Genomic DNA, 17,645 nt, shown 5'->3' with positions numbered 1-17,645 from the left:
AACGTCATTCGGGACTATCCAAAATTGGATAGTCCTTTTCGTTTGCCCTTTTCCCTCCACTTGAAGGAGGAATTGATTTGTTTAACATCTGGGAAAACATTCGCAAGAACACGCCGCTGATTCACCACATTACCAACTATGTGACGGTAAATGATGTGGCCAATATCACGCTGGCCTGCGGAGCCAGCCCCGTTATGGCTGATGATGTGGAAGAAGCGGCTGAAATCACACAGCTGGCCACGGGACTCTGTTTGAATATCGGCACGCTCAATCAGCGCACCATCCCGGCCATGCTGAGCGCCGCCCGCAAAGCAAAAGAATTAAACCATCCGGTTGTCCTCGACCCGGTGGGAGCCGGTGCCACCAAACTGCGGACGCAGACTGCTCTCGATATCTTACAGACGGACAGCATCACCTGCGTGCGGGGCAATATCTCGGAAATCAAGACGCTGGTTCATGGCACAGGCAACACTAAGGGCGTAGATGCCGCCGCCGTGGACAGCGTAACCGACGAAAACCTTGACCATTCTTGCGACTTTGCCAAGCAGGCTGCCCAACAGTTAAACACCATCGTGGCCATTACCGGTGCCATTGATTTGGTTGCTAACACGAAAAACTGCTATATTATCCGCAACGGCCATCCGGAAATGAGCCGCATTACGGGCACCGGCTGCCAGTGCTCGGCGCTCGTTGCCGCCTGCATTGCCGCAAATGCCACAAAACCTTTGGAAGCCGCCGCAGTTGCCGTAATGGCTATGGGACTTTCCGGCGAGATTGCCCATAATCACCTTCTTCCTCACGAAGGCAATGCCACCTACCGCAACCGCATTATCGACGCCATCTGTCACCTGACGGCTGAGGAACTGACAAAGGGGGCAAAGTATGAAATCCGCTAATATCACCGCCGCTGCTTTGCAGCTCTATGCCGTCACCGACAGCCGCTGGCTGAATGGCGCAGCCCTTGCCGAAGCAGTCGAAAAAGCCTTGGCAGGCGGCGTAACCTGCGTGCAGCTGCGGGAAAAGCAGCTGCCCTTTGATGAATTTTTGCGCACTGCCAAGGAAATAAAATCACTCTGCCAAAGCTATCATGTTCCCTTTATCGTGGATGATAATCTGGACATTGCGCTGGCCTGTGATGCCGACGGCCTCCATATTGGACAGAACGATATGCCCGCCGCCAAGGCCCGTAAACTTTTAGGCCCGGATAAAATTCTCGGCGTATCGGCACAAACCGTCGAGCAAGCCATCGCCGCCTGCCGGGATGGCGCCGATTATTTAGGCGTAGGCGCCGTCTTTCCCACTGGCACAAAAACAGATGCCGTCGAAGTCCCTCTTGATACACTGAAAGCCATTACAGCCGCTGTTGATATTCCCGTAGTGGCGATTGGCGGCATTGGTGCAGATAATATCGCCGAATTATCCGGCACGGGCATTGCCGGCGCCGCCGTGGTATCCGCCATCTTTGCTCAGGATGACATCAAAAAAGCCGCCGCGAATCTGCGACAGCTTATGGTAAAGGAGTTTTAATCATGGTAAAAAAATGCGAACTCAAAACCGTACTGACCATTGCTGGCAGCGACTCCAGCGGCGGCGCAGGCATTCAGGCTGACCTCAAGACCATGCTGGCGAGCGGTGTCTACGGCATGAGCGCCATCACCGCCCTGACTGCGCAAAATACCACAGGCGTCACGGCAGTTGTTCGAACTGCTCCGGAAATGCTGGCCGCACAATTAGACAGCATTTTTACCGATATTTTTCCGGATGCCGTCAAGACAGGCATGGTCTTTGACAGCGAACTGATTGAAGTTATCGCCGCCAAGCTCAAGCAGTATCAGGCAAAAAATATCGTGATTGACCCCGTAATGGTAGCCACCAGTGGGGCCAGACTTCTGAATGAAGACGCCATCTCGGCATTGAAGGAACAACTTCTGCCGCTGGCTACAGTCATTACGCCCAATCTTATGGAAGCTGAGGTTTTGGCCGCTATGGAAATCAAGAGCCACGAAGATATGCTCCAAGCCGCCCAAAAACTTTACGAAACTTACGGCTGCAATGTGCTCTGCAAAGGCGGGCACCGCCACTTGGATGCGGACGACCTGCTCTATACTGCAGACGGCCCTCTTTGGCTGAAAGGCGAACATATCGCCAATCCCAATACCCACGGCACCGGTTGCACCCTGTCTTCCGCCATTGCGAGCAATCTGGCCAAAGGACAAGACTTAACTACTGCCGTAAAGAACGCCAAAGCCTATATCACGGGTGCCCTGCAGGCCGGCCTCAACCTTGGCCATGGCGCAGGGCCGCTGCACCATGGCTGGGCTATTTAGTCCGCAGATATTTTACTGCCGCCAGTCCTGCCTCAGCCCCCTGATACACCGCCTTGGCAATCTGCAGCAGCCCGCCGGTACAATCGCCTGCCGCAAAGAGCCCCGGTACATTTGTAGCGCCATGGGCATCTATTTTGATGTTGTTGCCGTCAAGCTGGGCACCGATTTTTTTTGCAATGGCGGTACTGCCGGCCGTGCCCAAAGCCATAAATACGCCATCCAGCTTTAACTCTTTGCCATCGGCAAAGACAATTTTCTCAACCCGCTCGCCGCCTTCTATGGCGGCGATTTTTTCGTTCCACACTTTGATTTCCGGCGGCACTTCCGCTGACAACTCTGCACCATCGGTCAGCAAATAAACCTGCGCCGCATGCGGCAGCAGGGCCTGGGCTTCATGCAGGGCATAAACGCCTGCACCAACCACAGCCACGGTCTTGCCCCGATAAAAGAACGCATCACAGGTGGCACAGTAGCTCACGCCCTTGCCTGCAAATTCTTTCACGCCCGGCACATTGAGCGACTGACGAGAAGCGCCTGTGGCTACAATCACCGCATCCGCCTCAAACGCCTGCTCCTTCCCCGTCACCTGAAAGCCGGTAAAGGAATCATTGAACATCAGCGAAAGCAGTTCATCTTCCACAAACTCCACGCCGATTTTCCTAACGCCCTCAATCCCCCGGGCATAAAGTTCCGCTCCGGAAACCGGCTCCGCCAGCCCATAGTAATTTTCAATCTTCTCTGCTTTATGTAAACCGCTAAGCGCCAGCCCCTTGCTGAGCACCGTAACCTCCGCGCCCCCACGGCGGGCATAAAGAGCCGCCGACACGCCCGCAGGCCCGGAGCCAATTATCAAAACCTTAGACATGGAAAACACTCCCTCCAAAACCAATCTCTTTGCCATCACTATAGCAAATACCCGGACAAAAAACCGTGAGCCAATCACAGTGATGAGCAAAACACGTCCGACAAAGCAACGGAGCGCCAGCCATTGTGCACTGCAGCGTCTGGCAGCTGGCGTTAAGAAAGAAAAATTTTCCCTCTACTAAAATATGGGTAAGCACCTTTGTCTGAACGAAGTGAGTTTAGGTGCTTACCCATATATCATGGAAAATTTTTCTTTTAGCCAGCGGTCTGAGCGAAAGGGCACAATGGCTGGCGCGGTGCTGCTTTTACGCCGTCTTTTGTGCTACGGTTACATCTATAACAGACTTTATCGCCCCAGTCGGACACTTAGCCAGGCAAGTCGGCTCCGTACATTCAGCGCACTTGCTGCCATCCACAACGGCTACGAAATTGTCAATCTTAATCGCGCCATGACTGCAATTCCGCATACAAAGGCCGCAGCCAATGCAGGCGTTCTGGCAGATTTTCTTGGCCGCGGGGCCTTTGTCGTGGGAACTGCAGAGCACTTCCACAGGCTCGTTGAACGTCTTGAGCGTCAGAATGGCCTGCGGGCAGGTTGCTACGCACTTGCCGCAGCCGGTACAGATATCCTTGTCCACCACAGGCAGCCCGTCAGCGCCCATGCTCATCGCACCAAAAGGACAGGCCTTGACGCAGTTACCAAAACCGATACAGCCAAACTTGCAGCCCTTGGGGCCGCCCTGAATGAGTTTGGCCGCCGCACAGTCCGGCACGCCCTCGTAATGAGCTGCCATGGCGGCCGCGGTTTTCGTACCGCGGCATTTGAGCGTGGCATACTTAGGCTCGGTCACTTCGGCTTTTTTGCCTGTCAGTTCGGCAACTTTAGCCGCCACTGCCGCCTTGCCCGGCACGCAGAGGTTCGGGGCAACACTGGGGTCTTCGACCACAGCCTCGGCATATTTGGCACAACCCGCAAAACCGCAGGCACCGCACTGCCCTTTGGGGAGGATTTCCTCCACCTCGTTAATCAGCGGATTCACCGCCATATAGAATTTCTTATCCGCCAGTGCCAGCACGATGCCGAAGAACAGACCGACACCGACCAGCACGACGATAATCATCATTGCTTTTTCCATTTACTACACCTCACAACATGCCCGCAAAGCCCAGGAAGGCCAAAGACAGCATTCCCGCCAGAATAAAGGCAATGCCAATGCCCTGCAATGGCTTGGGCACGTTGGCGTAAACCAGTTTTTCCCGCAACGAAGCCATCAGGATGATGGCCACAGCAAAGCCCAATCCAGAGCCGATGGCAAAAACGATGCTCTTTAAGAGACTGTAATTGCTCTCAACATTAAGCAGTGGCACAGCCAGCACGATACAGTTGGTGGCAATCAGCAAGAGGTAAATGCCCCACATATTGTAAAGGGCCGGAGCCTGTTTCTTGATGACCAGTTCCAGAAGCTGCACAAAGCTGGCGGTCAGCACAACGAACACAATCGTTGTGAGGAAGGTCAGCCCCAAGGGTTCCAGCACGAAGAAGTAGACAATCCACGCAAGGATGGAACTCATGGTCATAACGGAGGTTACCGCCATGCCCATGCCTACCGAAGCGCTTAAATTCTTGGAGATACCGAAGAAGATACAGAGGCCCAAAAATTTTGTCAGCACGAAGTTATTGACCACAACTGCGCCGATAAATAAAGTTAAATACTCTCCCATGATTTAGGCCTCCTTTCCTGCTTTTAACTCCGCCAGGCGGGCTTTTTCTTCCTGCTTGGCGTTCCATGTCTTGCAGGCCGCCACGAGATAGCCAATCAGGATAAAGGCCCCCGGCGGCAGAATCATCATCAGCATGGGGTCATAACCTGCCCCGAAAACCGGCACACCCAAGATGGTGCCCGCGCCAAAGAGTTCACGGATAACGGCAATCGTGAGCATCGCAAGCGTAAAACCGCAGCCCATGCCAAAGCCGTCCAAGAAAGATTTCCAAACGCCGTTTTTCGAGGCAAACACCTCCGCCCGCGCCAAGATGATGGCAAACACCACCACAAGCGCCAAATAGATGCCCATAGCCTTATAGAGCACAGGGAAATAAGCCTGCAAAACGAGCTGTGCCACCGTAACAATCGTGGCAATCGAGGTGATATACACGGGCACACGCACCTTGGGATTGACCCATTTGCGCACGATGGACACCACGACATTGTTGGTGGTAATAACAAACGTCACCGTAAGGCCCATGGTCAGGCCGTTGATAACCGTCGTTGTTACAGCTAGTGCCGGACACAGGGACAGCGCCAGAATGAAAATCGGATTTTCGGCAATAAGGCCCTTGCTGAAGATTTGCCAATGTTCCTTCATTACTTCGCACCTCCCTCAGCCTTGTAGGCAGCGACTGCTTCCACAGCTTCCCGCACGCCCTTGGTCACGGCGCGGGAAGAAATCGTCGCGCCGGTCATGGCCTGAATGTTTTCCTTATTGGCGGGTTCTTTGGTGACTTCTAACTTATCTGCACCCTTCCCCGCAAACATCTGCCGGAATTCAGGCTTCTGCGCATTATCGCCAAGCCCCGGCGTTTCGTTATGCTCTAAAATCGAAAAATCAATAACTTTGCTGTCAGCCGTCACGGCCACGAGCATTTTGATTTTGCCGCCATAGCCCTTGCTTTCAGAGGGCACGATATAAGCAATAGCCTTGCCGCCTTTTTCGGCTGCAAACCAGCCATCATGGCCGGCCACTTCCGTGAAGTGTTCCGCTTCGGGCACCAGCGACTTCATCGATTCCTGTTTCATTTCCTCGGCTTTCTGCGCCGCCACAGGAGCCGTCACAAAATACACGGAACCAATGACAATGCCGGAGATAAAGCAGGCCGCCGCCAAATTAAAGGCAATCTTGAACGTGGAATGTTCGTTACTGCTCATGATTTTGCACCTCCTGCCCCAAAAATCCGCGGTTTGCAGAACCTATCGATAAGCGGTGTCACGGCATTCATCAGCAGCAGGGAATAGCAGACCCCTTCGGGATAGCCGCCCACCAAACGGATAAGAACAGTAAGTGCGCCTGCGCCCACCGCGAAAATCAGCTGCCCTTTGATGGTCATGGGAATCGTCACCATATCGGTCGCCATAAAGAAGGCACCGAGCATGAGCCCGCCTGCCATCACATGGAACATGGGGTCACCAGTAAACAGCCCTGCGGGGCCAAAAATCCAGGTAAGAATGGCCACCGTAGCAATCATCGTCACTGGCACCTGCCAGTTGACATAGCCTTTCCAAATCAGATACAGCCCGCCAAGCAGCAATAAAAGCGTGCTGGTTTCGCCCAGCGAACCATTGCGCGTGCCGATAAAGAGATTCCAATAGAGGTCTGACTGACTGCCAAAAGTCGCAATCAGCGCATCATAACCCTGCATTTTCAAAATATTGAGCGGCGTTGCCGAGGTCATGGCATCCACGCCACCGCTGGCATCCGCCATCTTCGTCCAGGTCGTCATCGCCACCGGCCAGGACACCATGAGTGCCGCGCGTCCGATATGCGCGGGATTGAAGATATTGAAGCCCAAGCCGCCCATAGACTGCTTAGCCACCACAATAGCGAGCAGGGAACCAATAGCCACCATATAGGGTGGCAATACGGGAGACATCGACATAGCCAAAAGCAACCCCGTAATGCAGGCACTGCCATCAAAGGCCGTAATGGGCTGGTGCATGCCCTTCTGCCAGAGATATTCACCAAGCACCGCAAAAACTACACCGACAAGCATATTAATAAGTGCAGGGACACCAAACCACCAGATGGCAAAGATGGCCGCGGGCAAAAGTGCGGCATTGACCTGCCACATGATATGGCTGATGGTTTCATCATCACGAATATGCGGAGATACGGAAACCGTAAACAGCGAGCTTGCTGTTTCCTGTTTTACTGCTTCTTCACTCATTTTTCCGCCTCCTTCTTCGCCTCAGCTGCTTCCTGAGCTTTTTTCTTGGCCTCAGCCACGGCTTTTGCCTTCATCTGCTCAGACCGGATTACGCCTTTGGCATTCTTGATATACTGCACGATATTGCGCTTGGCCGGACACACAAATGTGCAGCAGCCGCATTCCACGCAGTTCATCAAACCGTAGTCATCACGACAAGCATCATAGGCCTGACGCTCCGACAAGATAGAGAGCATCGAAGGCACAAGCCCCATCGGACAGGCCTTGACGCATTTGCCACAGCGGATGCAGTTCATCTCCGGGCCGTGATCAACTTTTTCTGCCGTCAGCGCCAGAATGCCCGAAGAACCTTTCATCACCGGCACCGCCGTAGTTGCCTGAGCCATGCCCATCATCGGGCCGCCCGCGATGAGTTTCTTGGGCTGTTCCGCAAAGCCGCCACAGTAATCAATCGCCGCCTGATAGGGCGTGCCAATGCGGATACGCAGGTTCTTCGGTTCCTTGATAGCATCGCCCGTCACCGTCGTAATGCGTTCGGTCAAAGGCAGGCCGTGTTCCACAGCATCGGCAATGGCCGCCACCGTACCCACATTCTGCACTACGACACCCACATCCATGGGCAGACCGCCCATCGGCACCTCGCGGCCGCTGATGACTTTAATCAACATTTTCTCCGCGCCCTGCGGATACTTGGTCTTTAAGGCCGCCACTTCAATGTTCGTGCCGTTTGCCGCCTGCGCCATGGCCTTGATGGCCTCGGGCTTATTGTCCTCAATGCCAATAACCGTGCGCTTGACGCCCAACAGTTTTTGCAGAATCTGCGTTCCCGTGATAATCTTTGCGCCTTCCTCCAACATCAAACGGTAGTCGGCGGTCAGATACGGCTCACATTCGGCACCGTTCAAAATCAAAATATCTACAGACTTGCTCGGCTTCAATTTGATATGTGCAGGGAAGGTTGCCCCGCCCATGCCTACAATACCGGCAGATTGAATCGCCGCGAGAATTTCCTCATTCTCCATGGTCTGCCAATTGCGCGTGAGTGGCAGGCCGTCAGCCCATTCATCCTTGCCGTCATTTTGAATCACTACCGCCATGCAGCTGCCCATGCCGGAATGGGGGCGCGGTTCGATTTTTACCACCTTGCCCGATACCGGCGCATGAATATCAGCGTGCATAAACGCCGGACTCGTACCGATAAGCTGGCCGCGCTTCACCTCATCGCCCACTTTGACCGTCGGCGTGCAGGGCGCACCGATATGCTGGCCCATGGGAACCACAAGTTCCTGCGGCACCGGCATATCTTCGATTGGCTTATCTTTAGCCAGTTCCTTGCCGTCTTTGGGGTGAATGCCCCCTAGAAAGCTTTCGAACATACAATCACCTCTTGTATAGTCTCCTAAAATATATTATGACTGTTGATTATCCAAAATCTCGATAATCACAGGTTTGGCCGCCTTATCCTGCGCCGCTCGCCGGTCAAATTTCTTGACCAGGCCTAAGGCAATCAGGAAGAACACCAGTGCCCCCAAAACGTAAGGCAGGCTGCCAGTGGCATCAAGCCACGGTGCCATGAAGTGGCCAATTACCGCGCCTACCCCGCCGAAAATCAGGGGCAGGATAAAGACCACAAAAGCCCCGGTCAGCACATTTTCCTCCCGGAATTCAAAGCGCACCCGCTGGCCTGCTTCCGCCCCCAAAGGGTTGGCTGCTTCCACCACCACATTCTGAGCGCCGCTGCAGGCTCCGCAGGAGCCGCATTCTTCATGCCGCCCCACTTTGACTTTCGCCGTTTGGCCATCTGTTTCCAAAACAATACCTTGTTCCTGCTTCATCTCCATCACCTCCAGAGGCTCACACAATATATCCTATTCGATTTCATACGGCAAAAGTCCTGTTTTTATTTTTTTATTATTGAGTGCAATTTGTTTAATTTACGTTATGGCAATGTTGCTGCCCAAAGTGGAGGCCTGCTGACCGCAAGCTAAGACTGGGCGCTAAAATTATTTTTTGCCTTTTATTGATGGCGCAAGGCTCAAAACTCGCTATGCTCAAACAAACCGCCTTGTGCCATCAGTCAGCGGTTGGCAAAAAATAATTTCTTCACGCGCCCAGTCAAACGCTTGACTTGTCAGCACGCCTCCGCTTTGGGCAGAAGTCACTTTTCACTTTCATGGCAATAAAAAACTGCCCTCGCTGTGAGAGCAGTTAAAAATTGATTTACTTAGCGTTCCATTTCCATTTCCTTTGCCTTATTGCGAGCATCCTGCATGAATTCCTCATAGGACAATTTCTTGATTTCTCGGGTTGGCGTATTACGCTCGTCATCTGCCTCTGTGCCAGTCTGCGCTTCAGCACCCACTTGCATCTGTCTTTGCATTTTGATGGCGCTATCCCTGCCACGGTCAGCCAATCTGCCAGTTTCATCTTCAGCTTTTTCGGCGCGTTTCTTTCCTTCCTCGACTGCTACCCGCACGACATCTGCCGCCTTGGGTTGTGGTTTAACATCTTCCGCACTTTGCGCCGCTATCTGCTCTGCCGTACGGGTGACCATTGCGTTTTCGCTGTCGCGCTCCTCCAGTTCCCCGCCCATGATTCTCGCTTCATTTTCGGCAATGGCGATATAGGCGCGTTCCTTCAATGCCTGTTGGGTAAGCTTGTCCTTATTCAATCCTTCATTCATTATATCAATGCCGGTATTGTGAATCTTCCATGCCAGTTCACTGATTTGCCGCTGCAAGCTGCTGAGGTCACCTGCCGTATACTTGCCATCATTTTTTTCGATATCTTTTTCGATAGCATGTTTTTGGTCGTAAAAGTCATAGAGCTTATCATCCGTGGTCATGCCCTTTTTCCGCAACTCATCTGCCTGCGCCTGCAGTTTTTCCCGTTCTTTGTCCGTAAGACTGCTGTCCTTTGCCAACCGTTCTTCAATCTCTGCGGCCTGTTTCTTGTACTCGGCCTTGTCCTGCTCCTCCTGCCAGAGTTTGGAGAGTTCCTTCTCCGCATCCGTCATAAAATCCTTCTGTGACAAGCGATTAAGCGGGTCATTGGCCTCCTCGCTCAATTTCTTCCCCGCCTTGCTGATATAGACCTCCGCCGCTTTGCCGATTACTGTGTCCTCCTTCTCCTTTTGCAGGGAAGTGTCCTTCTGCATCTTCTGCCAGACGGTTTCCGTCTGCAATAAGCTCTGCTTATCCTCTGCCACGCGGGCAATCATTGCCATTTCTTCTCCCTCCTTGCCAAAAGCATCTCTACTCATACTATCGGTGAAAAGGCGAAATACTTAATGGAAATTTTAAGTAAATTTTAATCCCCCTATGCTATGCTGAAAAAAAAGATCAGGAGGTATCACCATGAATCCAAACGTACGCAGACTCTTAGCTTTTCTCCTTATTTTCAGCGGTCTTTTCCTGCTACACATCTTTTCCCAAACAGCCTGGTATCTTGCCCTTGCCGCCATTATGATATTATTCGCTCTCATACAGATAAAGCGGGTGGGCTTTAAGGTCAGGTATCTCTTAGTCATCCTTATGGGCATATTTACCCTCTTCTGTGAAAGCATTCTTATGCAATTCACTCGGCACAACGCCCTTATCGTGGAAATGATTGGCTTCAACGCCGCGTTATTCCTCGGCCTGTACCTGTTCTTCTACCGCCGGCTGAAAACCGAAGGCAATCACCTGCTCGCCAAAACCATCATCGCCCTTTGCGTTGCCTTCGCCCTCATCACCGACCTGATGGCCGCCTACTGTGTAATACGCGGCACTATTTGAAACCACACACGGCAAAAATCCCGCACCTTAAACAAGATGCGGGATTTTGCCATTTATATAAGTTTTTCCAGCCATTCCTTTTCCTTAAAGCCCACCAGCACACCTTTATCACTGACCAGGATAGGCCGCTTCACCAGCATGCCATCCGTAGCCAGCAGGGTATACTGCTCATCCTCGCTCATAGAAGGGAGCTTGTCCTTCAGCCCCAGTTCCTTATACTTCAGACCGCTGGTGTTAAAGAAACGCTTCAACGGCAGGCCGCTCTTTTTATGCCACTGCCGCAACTCCTTCTCCGTGGGATTATCCTCCTTAATATCCCGCACCTTAACCGCAATCCCCTGCTCCTCCAGCCACTTCTCCGCCTTCTTGCAGGTGGTACAACGGGGATAGCATACGAAAATATTCTCACGCATAAACGCCACATCCTTTCCCCCTTGGAATTCGTCAAAGCAACTGGCGATTCCTGCAAAGAGAAAAACGCGAATATCACATCATCCGCCCCTCAAGGGGAAGTCTTTTTGACTCCTTCGCGTATGCGCGGGGCGGGTGCTTGGAATGCAGCGTTTGCCGACTGGCGTGAAGAAATTATTTTTTGCCCACCGCTGTTTTATCTTGACCAGTCAACTGTTTGAGCAAAGCGAGTTTTGACTGGTCAGGATACTGAATTGAAAGGCAAAAATAATTTTAGCCAGACGGCTAAGCGAAAGCACAAGTACCCGCCCCGTGCATACGCGCCTCGAACGAAACAAATAAACCTTACTTCTGGAACAACTCTCTTATCTCCTCATCCGTCAGCCGCGACAGGAAGTTTTCTCCCGGCTGTATCATCTGGTCAATCAACGACTTTTTTTTCTGCTGCAGCTCATAGATTTTTTCCTCCACGGTGCCCTTGGCCAGCATGCGGATGACCTGCACGTTATTTTTCTGCCCCAAGCGATAAGCTCTGTCCGTGGCCTGGTCTTCCACCGCCGGATTCCACCACGGGTCGAAGTGGATAACCATATCCGCGCCGGTAAGATTGAGTCCCGTGCCGCCCGCTTTGAGTGAAATCAAAAACACAGGCGTTGCACCTTCGTTAAACGCCTTGACCAAACGGATGCGCTCCAAAGAGGGCGTGGAACCGTCGAGATAATAATAGCCAATCCCCTGCTGTTTCAAGCGCTCGCCGATATGCGCCAGCATGGTCGTGAACTGGGAGAAAATCAAAATACGGTGGCCTCCCTCCACAGCTTCGCTGACCACTTCTTCCAGCTGGTCGAGCTTTCCGGAGCCGCCGGTATACCCTTCGAGAAACATCGCGGGGTCGCAGGCAATCTGCCGCAGGCGGGTCAGGATGGCCAATATCTTGATACGGCTGTCATCCCCTGCCGCCAGCTGCTGGGCAAATTCCTTTTGACTCTTGAGGAACCAGCCCTGATAAACCTTCTCCTGCTTGGGTGTCATGGAGCTTACCATCTTGCGCTCCACCTTGTCCGGCAGTTCCGTCAGCACGTCCTTTTTCATACGCCGCAGGATGAAGGGCATCACATGACGCTTGAGGTCTTTGAGGCTGCGCTCATCCTGTTCCCGCACGATAGGCGTTTCATAGCGGTCTTTGAATTTCTTATGCGAGAGCAAATACCCCGGCATCAAAAAGTCAAAGATGGACCAAAGTTCGGTCAAGGTATTTTCAATCGGCGTCCCCGTCAGGGCAAAATAACCGCTGGTTTTGAGCCGCTTGACAGCCCTTGCGTTTTGCGTCGTGGGATTTTTAATATGTTGGGCCTCATCCAAAAAGGCATAGCGGAAGCGCCGCTTTTCGTACATATCGATATCCCGCTTCAGCATATTGTAAGTGGTAATCAGCACGTCGAAGCTGGCGTCGGCCTCATCGAGTATTTTCTGCCGTTCCGCCTTCGTCCCGGCCACGGCGCAGGCCTTGAGCTCTGGCGCAAAGCGGGCGATTTCCTCCAGCCAGTTATACATCAGCGAAGTAGGCGCAATGACCAATGAAGGCGGTTCCTTGTAATCCTGCTGGGATACGAGGAAGGTGATGACCTGCAGGGTTTTGCCTAGGCCCATGTCGTCCGCCAAAATTCCGCCCAAATGATACTGAGACAAGGTGGACAGCCAGCTAAAACCCGTCACCTGATATTCACGCAAAATCCCCCTGAGGCTCTCCGGTACTTCGGCAGTGCTCTCCTCGGGATGGCGGATATCCCGCACAATGGTGCGGAATTCCTTGCTGCGTTCCAGCCGCAGGGCCTCGTCCGCCCGCGCCAGTTCATCCAGATACATGGCCTGAGACAAAGGCAATTCCACCTTCATGCCCTGCGCCTTGCTGGCAGCAATCCCCGTGTTATCCACGAAATCCGCAATGGCCTGCATCTGCTGGTCCCCCAGGGTGATGAAGCTCTTGTCCCGCAGGCGGTGATACTTGCGCTTCTGCCGGTAGGAGTCCAGAATTTCCATGAGCTCGTTGAAGTCCAAATCCTTGGCGTTAAAGGTCACTTCCAGCAAATCGGAATCGTTGACGCTGACCCCCGCCGTAACTTTGGGCATGGGACGCACCGGACGATTGGCAAAGGCATCGGAGTAGAACACATCCACCCATTCGGGAAGATTCGGCAGTTCCTCGGTCAAAAACTCATAGCTCTTTTCCTCATCCCGCTGCACCATCTGGTCCCGCTTCTTTTTGAAACCGTAGTGGGTGAGCCGCAAGATGACTTCCTGCTCCTTTTGCTCGTCCCGCACCAGTTTGCGTCCATCCCGCAGCGGCGGCTCCGTTTCCACCAGCGGATTGAACACCGCGTCCCCATAGGCAAACTTAGGACGCACCGCAATGCCGTCCCCCTCGTAGTCGATATAGAGCTCCGCCGTCAAAGGATGCACCACATATTCTTCCATAAACTTCGGCGCAATCTTAATCTCGGCCGCCTTTTCTATCTGGGGCAACACCTGACCGAAGAAGGCCGTCATATCCTGCGGACGTATTTTGACCGTTTCCGCCGCTTCAAAAGTGCGCAAAAGCGGCTGTAAGCCTTGGGCAAATTTTTTCTCCGTCTGGAAAATCTTTCCCTCCTGATAAACGAAACGGCAGGATTCATCCAAGGGCACAATTTCCGCATCACTGACCAAGAGTTCACCATAGCCCTCGTTTTCCTGCAATTCCAGTTCAATATGGGGATTGCCCTGCACCGCCTGCACCGTTTCCATTTCGGCCCCGTTCAAGCGCAATTCAAAGGGACAGTCGCCCATAATGGCCAGGAACTCGGCCAAGGCATCCTCCGAGAGGCGGAACTGCTTCTGGTCAAAGAGATAGGAATGATAACTCATATAGTAGTAATGATTGGTCGAACCTGCCGCAAACATCCCCTGTTCCGTGCGGTAATATTTTTGGAGCAAGGCATAGATTTGTGCCGACTGTTCATCGCCCCAATGCACCTGCGAAAGATTCACCTTGTTCTTCGTGCCGAGCTGCCAGTCTTCGTGCTTTTCCATGGCCTCCACAAAGGATGCCGCATTTTTCACGACATAGAGTTTATCCAGACCGAAACGGAATTCCAGCCACCGCTTGTAGGTGCCATAGTATTCATCCACAAAAAGACGAGGAACAAGATGGGCGTACTCTGCCTGTCCCACGGTTATCCTTGCCTTATCCGCCTCCGCCGCTTCCCGGAAAAAGGAAAACATCCGCTGGCTGGCCAGGCTCTGCCGTTTCTGCTGCTCCTTTTCCTTCTGCTTCAGCATATTGCGGCCCGTGGTCACACCCAATTTGGCAAATTCAGCGGACAAACTGCGGGGCAGGTCCATCTCCTGCTCATCCTGAATGGCCAAAAGCGTCGCTACCACGTGCTTGCAGGCACCAAGATACTGCTTGGCTGCGGGGCAGTCACAGTCGTATTCCTCCACATTGTCTCCCCGACGGTTGAGCTTTATATAGACTTCGTAATTCTCCGAACCATAAACATAGGCCTGCCATTCCGTTTTGGCCTCATTCAGAGCCGTCAAATCGTCCACGACTCTTTCACGGTAATAATCAAGCCCCCGTTTATACACCGTATCACTGGCCAATGATTTTATCGTAATATCCTTCAACATTTTGGACAATCTCCCGTTAGTGTGCTAATATAAACCTATCATTTTATTGTACTATGGATGAAAGGCAAAACCAACCTTTATGAAAAATAAAATAGGGGAAAAAATCCTTATCCTGCGGCTCTCTGCCATCGGTGATGTGCTCCACGCCACCCCCGTGGCCAGAGAACTCAAGAAACTGCAGCCGGATTGCCATATCACCTGGCTGGTCAGCCCGCCTGCCGATAAACTGCTGGCGGAAAATCCCTATATTGATGAGCTCCTTATCTGGGACAGACGGCCCTTGGACAAGGCCTTTGCCAGCTTCAACCTGCCCGCCGCCTGCCGGGAACTAAAAAAAGCCCGGGCACTCTTAAAGGCCCGGCAGTTTGATTTGGTTTTGGATATTCAGGGCTTGTTCCTGACAGGCATTCTGGCCCTGCTTTCCGGTGCCAAACGGCGCATCGGCATTCACGAGCGCCACGAGGGCAACCCCTTCTTTATGAGCGATATGGCGCCCAATATCGAAAGTCCGCATAAGGTACACCGCTATCTAAGTGTCCTGATGCCTTTGGGATTTGACATGTCAAATTTCACCCCCGGACTGACGCTTAACCTGCCCAAAACCCTCAGGGAGTTTGCAGGAAACTTCTGGCAGCAGCACGGCATTGACATGAACCGCCCCATTCTCATGGTCACCCTCCGCACCACCTGGCCGGACAAGAACTGGGCACCGGAAAACTTCGGACAAGCGCTGAAAGACCTGCCTCCACAGGTGCAGATTGTCTTTTGCGGCGCCCCCAATGACGAAACGTACATCCAAAAAGCCCAGGCCCTCCTGCAGCGCCCGAGCCTCTCCATCGCCGGACAGACCAGCCTTACGGAGCTTGCAGCCCTTCTGCAGTCTGCCGACCTCCTGCTCGCCTGCGACACCGGCCCCCTGCACATCGCCGATGCCGTAGGCTGCCAAACCCTCTCCCTCTGGGGCCCCACCCAGCCCGACGTCTACGGTCCGCTGACCGCAGGACACGAATTCGTAATCACGCCCCATGAATGTCGGCGCTGCCTCAAAACAAAATGCCAGCACCAGACCAACGCCTGCATGCAAGCCATCACACCAGAGATGGTAGCCGAAAGACTAAAGGCAATTTTTTCCGCAACAAACGCATAAACGATGGAAAAATAAATAAAGACGAACAAAGCCCAGTGGCTGATGATGCTTTCCCGTCGCGTTAGACAAGCTTGTATAAGCAAAGGGAAAGTATTATCAGCCACTGGGCGTCTTTTACATCGAACTCTTTTATATCGAACTATGCTTTATATTCTATCGAACTTCTTTTATTTTGCTTCTTCCGCCGCTTCCCGCATAACAATGGCATTTTCCACCGCCGTGAGGTTCGGGTCAAACGCATGGATAGCTGCCGCCTGCTGCTGCTTCGTCTCGCAGAGCACCAGTTCAATGCGCTCACCCAGCAGCCGCTTCACCTGGCGGAAGGCCTGCCAGAAATCGCGGCTCCAGGCCACCATCACATAGGCATACGCCAAATCGCTATGCGCGGCGTTGACCAGTTCAGCTACCGAGGGGCTTTCCATCTCGCTGCCTGTAGCGATAATCTGCACACCCTGCTCCTGCAGTTCCTTGGCCTGCACCTTGTTTTCCGCTACCGCCAGCAGCGCCACCTTCATGATGGCATCATGGGCAGCCAATGTATGGGGTTCACTCATATTGGTAACGTGAATTCCCTTCAGCGGGCCCCAGCCAATGGCCTGCTCAATGACCTTGCCGGGATGGTCCGTATGAAGATGCACATCCACACCGGTTGCCGCCCGCTCCACCAAGGCAAAGGTGGAAAATTCCTTCAGGTGCGCTTCCAGTTCCTCCATGTCCACCTGAACATTCTTCACCGAGAACCGCACGCAGTAGGGACGCATTACATCATTGCGGGGGTCAGGCAATCCGGCCTGCTGCGCTTCGAGTCCCAAGGACAGGCTTACTGCCGGAGAGACGAAATTGCCATCCAGACCTTTGAGGCAGCCCTGCAGGAAGGAGAACATAATCCGGGCACCGGCATCTTCCTCGCCTACTTTAGCCAAAGCCTTTTCGCCTGCAGCGATGGCCGTCTCCAAAATCTCCGAAATGGGTTTGTTGGCGCGCACTGCATGATAGGCACCCTTGGCCACTTCCTTCGCCAAGGTGATGATGGGACGCTCCGGCTGCTCAGGGATAACCCGCTGGGCATAAAGAATGCCGTACTGAAAGGCCTTACCAAACTCTGTACTCGTGGCATTGTGCTTGCCCAAAAGGCCCTTGCCCAAGCCTCTGAACATCTGCGCCAGCACCACACCGGCACTGCCCCGGGCACCGAACTGGGCTCCGGCGGCGACCCGGCGGCTAAGGCCGCCAATGCTATCATCCTTCGTGTCTTTTAACGGCATAATGGCTGCGCCCATCGTTCTGAGCACATGGGTACCAGGCATGCTGCCTGCCCCTTTCATGCGATTGATTTCCTCATACTCCAGCAAGAACTCACTGTAAGCACCAGAAACCATGCGCTTGAAATCACTGCCGGTAATTACTTCTCTATTTCCTGTCATAGTATCACTCTCATTTCTGTAACGACTAAATATAAGATTTTCCTCGTAAAAACAGGATTATAATGTATACTTCGCGAAATAATAGAA

The 17,645-nt window shown here is 53.0% G+C and carries 18 protein-coding genes; 5 read left to right on the top strand and 13 right to left on the bottom strand.

The annotated features are described in order from the left end of the window. Positions 1 to 71: 71 nt before the first annotated feature. From thiM to thiD, 3 genes are read left to right on the top strand one after another with little or no spacing between them, the layout of a single operon-like run. A complete protein-coding gene (gene thiM / locus T320_RS04820; RefSeq protein WP_197019377.1) occupies positions 72 to 896 on the top strand; it encodes a hydroxyethylthiazole kinase in 825 nt (274 codons plus the stop codon). Then, on the top strand, positions 883 to 1,527 hold the full coding sequence (gene thiE / locus T320_RS04815; RefSeq protein ID WP_037353512.1) for a thiamine phosphate synthase: 645 nt from the start codon (positions 883 to 885) through the stop codon (positions 1,525 to 1,527). The genes thiM and thiE overlap by 14 nt, the downstream gene beginning before the upstream one ends. Positions 1,528 to 1,529: 2 nt before the next feature. Continuing rightward, on the top strand, positions 1,530 to 2,327 hold the full coding sequence (gene thiD, locus T320_RS04810; RefSeq protein WP_037353510.1) for a bifunctional hydroxymethylpyrimidine kinase/phosphomethylpyrimidine kinase: 798 nt from the start codon (positions 1,530 to 1,532) through the stop codon (positions 2,325 to 2,327). On the opposite strand, the gene T320_RS04805 is transcribed toward thiD, so the two are convergent. The 11 genes from T320_RS04805 to T320_RS04755 all read right to left on the bottom strand — a co-directional run bounded on the left by T320_RS04805 (position 2,320) and on the right by T320_RS04755 (position 11,320). Continuing rightward, positions 2,320 to 3,192, bottom strand: coding sequence for an NAD(P)/FAD-dependent oxidoreductase (locus T320_RS04805; protein ID WP_037353508.1), 873 nt, complete (start codon positions 3,190 to 3,192; stop codon positions 2,320 to 2,322). The two genes, thiD and T320_RS04805, sit on opposite strands and share 8 nt — an antisense overlap. Before the next feature lie 304 nt (positions 3,193 to 3,496). Next, entirely contained in the window at positions 3,497 to 4,327 is an 831-nt protein-coding gene (rnfB, locus tag T320_RS04800; protein ID WP_037353504.1) for an RnfABCDGE type electron transport complex subunit B, read from the bottom strand. Positions 4,328 to 4,337: 10 nt separating this feature from the next. Beyond that, positions 4,338 to 4,913: an electron transport complex protein RnfA gene (locus tag T320_RS04795; protein WP_026759855.1), complete on the bottom strand. Its 576-nt coding sequence runs from the start codon at positions 4,911 to 4,913 to the stop codon at positions 4,338 to 4,340. A gap of 3 nt (positions 4,914 to 4,916) precedes the next feature. Then, the gene (rsxE, locus tag T320_RS04790) at positions 4,917 to 5,555 is read right to left on the bottom strand and encodes an electron transport complex subunit RsxE (protein WP_037353502.1); all 639 of its coding nucleotides are present in this window, start codon (positions 5,553 to 5,555) and stop codon (positions 4,917 to 4,919) included. After that, complete coding sequence (locus T320_RS04785; protein WP_037353500.1) at positions 5,555 to 6,115, bottom strand: RnfABCDGE type electron transport complex subunit G; 561 nt, start codon at positions 6,113 to 6,115, stop codon at positions 5,555 to 5,557. The genes rsxE and T320_RS04785 overlap by 1 nt, the downstream gene beginning before the upstream one ends. Next, complete coding sequence (locus T320_RS04780; RefSeq protein WP_037353499.1) at positions 6,112 to 7,131, bottom strand: RnfABCDGE type electron transport complex subunit D; 1,020 nt, start codon at positions 7,129 to 7,131, stop codon at positions 6,112 to 6,114. Before T320_RS04780 ends, T320_RS04785 begins: the two co-directional genes overlap by 4 nt. After that, positions 7,128 to 8,507, bottom strand: a complete 1,380-nt coding sequence (gene rsxC / locus T320_RS04775; protein WP_037353497.1) for an electron transport complex subunit RsxC — start codon at positions 8,505 to 8,507, stop codon at positions 7,128 to 7,130. The genes T320_RS04780 and rsxC overlap by 4 nt, the downstream gene beginning before the upstream one ends. 33 nt (positions 8,508 to 8,540) lie before the next feature. Further along, the gene (locus T320_RS04770) at positions 8,541 to 8,966 is read right to left on the bottom strand and encodes a SoxR reducing system RseC family protein (protein ID WP_037353495.1); all 426 of its coding nucleotides are present in this window, start codon (positions 8,964 to 8,966) and stop codon (positions 8,541 to 8,543) included. A gap of 389 nt (positions 8,967 to 9,355) precedes the next feature. Further along, positions 9,356 to 10,357, bottom strand: a complete 1,002-nt coding sequence (locus tag T320_RS13880) for a hypothetical protein (protein ID WP_051608596.1) — start codon at positions 10,355 to 10,357, stop codon at positions 9,356 to 9,358. 400 nt (positions 10,358 to 10,757) lie between these two features. Next, on the bottom strand, positions 10,758 to 10,913 hold the full coding sequence (locus T320_RS14810) for a hypothetical protein (RefSeq protein ID WP_197019375.1): 156 nt from the start codon (positions 10,911 to 10,913) through the stop codon (positions 10,758 to 10,760). Between the two features lie 47 nt (positions 10,914 to 10,960). Next, positions 10,961 to 11,320, bottom strand: a complete 360-nt coding sequence (locus T320_RS04755) for an arsenate reductase family protein (protein WP_037353490.1) — start codon at positions 11,318 to 11,320, stop codon at positions 10,961 to 10,963. A gap of 21 nt (positions 11,321 to 11,341) precedes the next feature. Between T320_RS04755 and T320_RS14805 the strand changes: the two genes are divergently transcribed. Beyond that, the gene (locus T320_RS14805; RefSeq protein ID WP_197019374.1) at positions 11,342 to 11,539 is read left to right on the top strand and encodes a hypothetical protein; all 198 of its coding nucleotides are present in this window, start codon (positions 11,342 to 11,344) and stop codon (positions 11,537 to 11,539) included. A 124-nt stretch (positions 11,540 to 11,663) separates the two neighbouring features. On the opposite strand, the gene T320_RS04750 is transcribed toward T320_RS14805, so the two are convergent. Beyond that, positions 11,664 to 14,987: a DEAD/DEAH box helicase gene (locus tag T320_RS04750; RefSeq protein ID WP_037353487.1), complete on the bottom strand. Its 3,324-nt coding sequence runs from the start codon at positions 14,985 to 14,987 to the stop codon at positions 11,664 to 11,666. A gap of 79 nt (positions 14,988 to 15,066) precedes the next feature. Here T320_RS04750 and T320_RS04745 point away from each other — a divergent pair, with 79 nt between their 5' ends. Continuing rightward, positions 15,067 to 16,134: a glycosyltransferase family 9 protein gene (locus T320_RS04745; RefSeq protein ID WP_037353484.1), complete on the top strand. Its 1,068-nt coding sequence runs from the start codon at positions 15,067 to 15,069 to the stop codon at positions 16,132 to 16,134. 167 nt (positions 16,135 to 16,301) lie between these two features. On the opposite strand, the gene T320_RS04740 is transcribed toward T320_RS04745, so the two are convergent. Continuing rightward, entirely contained in the window at positions 16,302 to 17,558 is a 1,257-nt protein-coding gene (locus T320_RS04740) for a DAK2 domain-containing protein (RefSeq protein WP_037353481.1), read from the bottom strand. Positions 17,559 to 17,645 lie beyond the last annotated feature (87 nt).

The sequence above is a fragment of the Selenomonas sp. FC4001 genome (assembly GCF_000701565.1).
Lineage (GTDB): Bacteria > Bacillota > Negativicutes > Selenomonadales > Selenomonadaceae > Selenomonas_A > Selenomonas_A ruminantium_B.
The sequence above is the reverse complement of the archived record's forward strand: the minus strand, read 5'-3'. Positions and strand labels throughout refer to the sequence as shown.

What these genes read in the sequence shown, in the direction of transcription:
- T320_RS04780 (WP_037353499.1), bottom strand. Translation starts at nt 7,131, where the DNA reads ATGAGTGAAGAAGCAGTAAAACAGGAAACAGCAAGCTCGCTGTTTACG.
- T320_RS04785 (WP_037353500.1), bottom strand. Translation starts at nt 6,115, where the DNA reads ATGAGCAGTAACGAACATTCCACGTTCAAGATTGCCTTTAATTTGGCG.
- T320_RS04805 (WP_037353508.1), bottom strand. Translation starts at nt 3,192, where the DNA reads ATGTCTAAGGTTTTGATAATTGGCTCCGGGCCTGCGGGCGTGTCGGCG.
- rnfB (WP_037353504.1), bottom strand. Translation starts at nt 4,327, where the DNA reads ATGGAAAAAGCAATGATGATTATCGTCGTGCTGGTCGGTGTCGGTCTG.
- T320_RS13880 (WP_051608596.1), bottom strand. Translation starts at nt 10,357, where the DNA reads ATGGCAATGATTGCCCGCGTGGCAGAGGATAAGCAGAGCTTATTGCAG.
- rsxE (WP_037353502.1), bottom strand. Translation starts at nt 5,555, where the DNA reads ATGAAGGAACATTGGCAAATCTTCAGCAAGGGCCTTATTGCCGAAAAT.
- T320_RS04795 (WP_026759855.1), bottom strand. Translation starts at nt 4,913, where the DNA reads ATGGGAGAGTATTTAACTTTATTTATCGGCGCAGTTGTGGTCAATAAC.
- rsxC (WP_037353497.1), bottom strand. Translation starts at nt 8,507, where the DNA reads ATGTTCGAAAGCTTTCTAGGGGGCATTCACCCCAAAGACGGCAAGGAA.
- T320_RS04770 (WP_037353495.1), bottom strand. Translation starts at nt 8,966, where the DNA reads ATGAAGCAGGAACAAGGTATTGTTTTGGAAACAGATGGCCAAACGGCG.
- thiE (WP_037353512.1), top strand. Translation starts at nt 883, where the DNA reads ATGAAATCCGCTAATATCACCGCCGCTGCTTTGCAGCTCTATGCCGTC.
- T320_RS04740 (WP_037353481.1), bottom strand. Translation starts at nt 17,558, where the DNA reads ATGACAGGAAATAGAGAAGTAATTACCGGCAGTGATTTCAAGCGCATG.
- thiD (WP_037353510.1), top strand. Translation starts at nt 1,530, where the DNA reads ATGGTAAAAAAATGCGAACTCAAAACCGTACTGACCATTGCTGGCAGC.
- T320_RS04745 (WP_037353484.1), top strand. Translation starts at nt 15,067, where the DNA reads ATGAAAAATAAAATAGGGGAAAAAATCCTTATCCTGCGGCTCTCTGCC.
- T320_RS04750 (WP_037353487.1), bottom strand. Translation starts at nt 14,987, where the DNA reads ATGTTGAAGGATATTACGATAAAATCATTGGCCAGTGATACGGTGTAT.
- T320_RS04755 (WP_037353490.1), bottom strand. Translation starts at nt 11,320, where the DNA reads ATGCGTGAGAATATTTTCGTATGCTATCCCCGTTGTACCACCTGCAAG.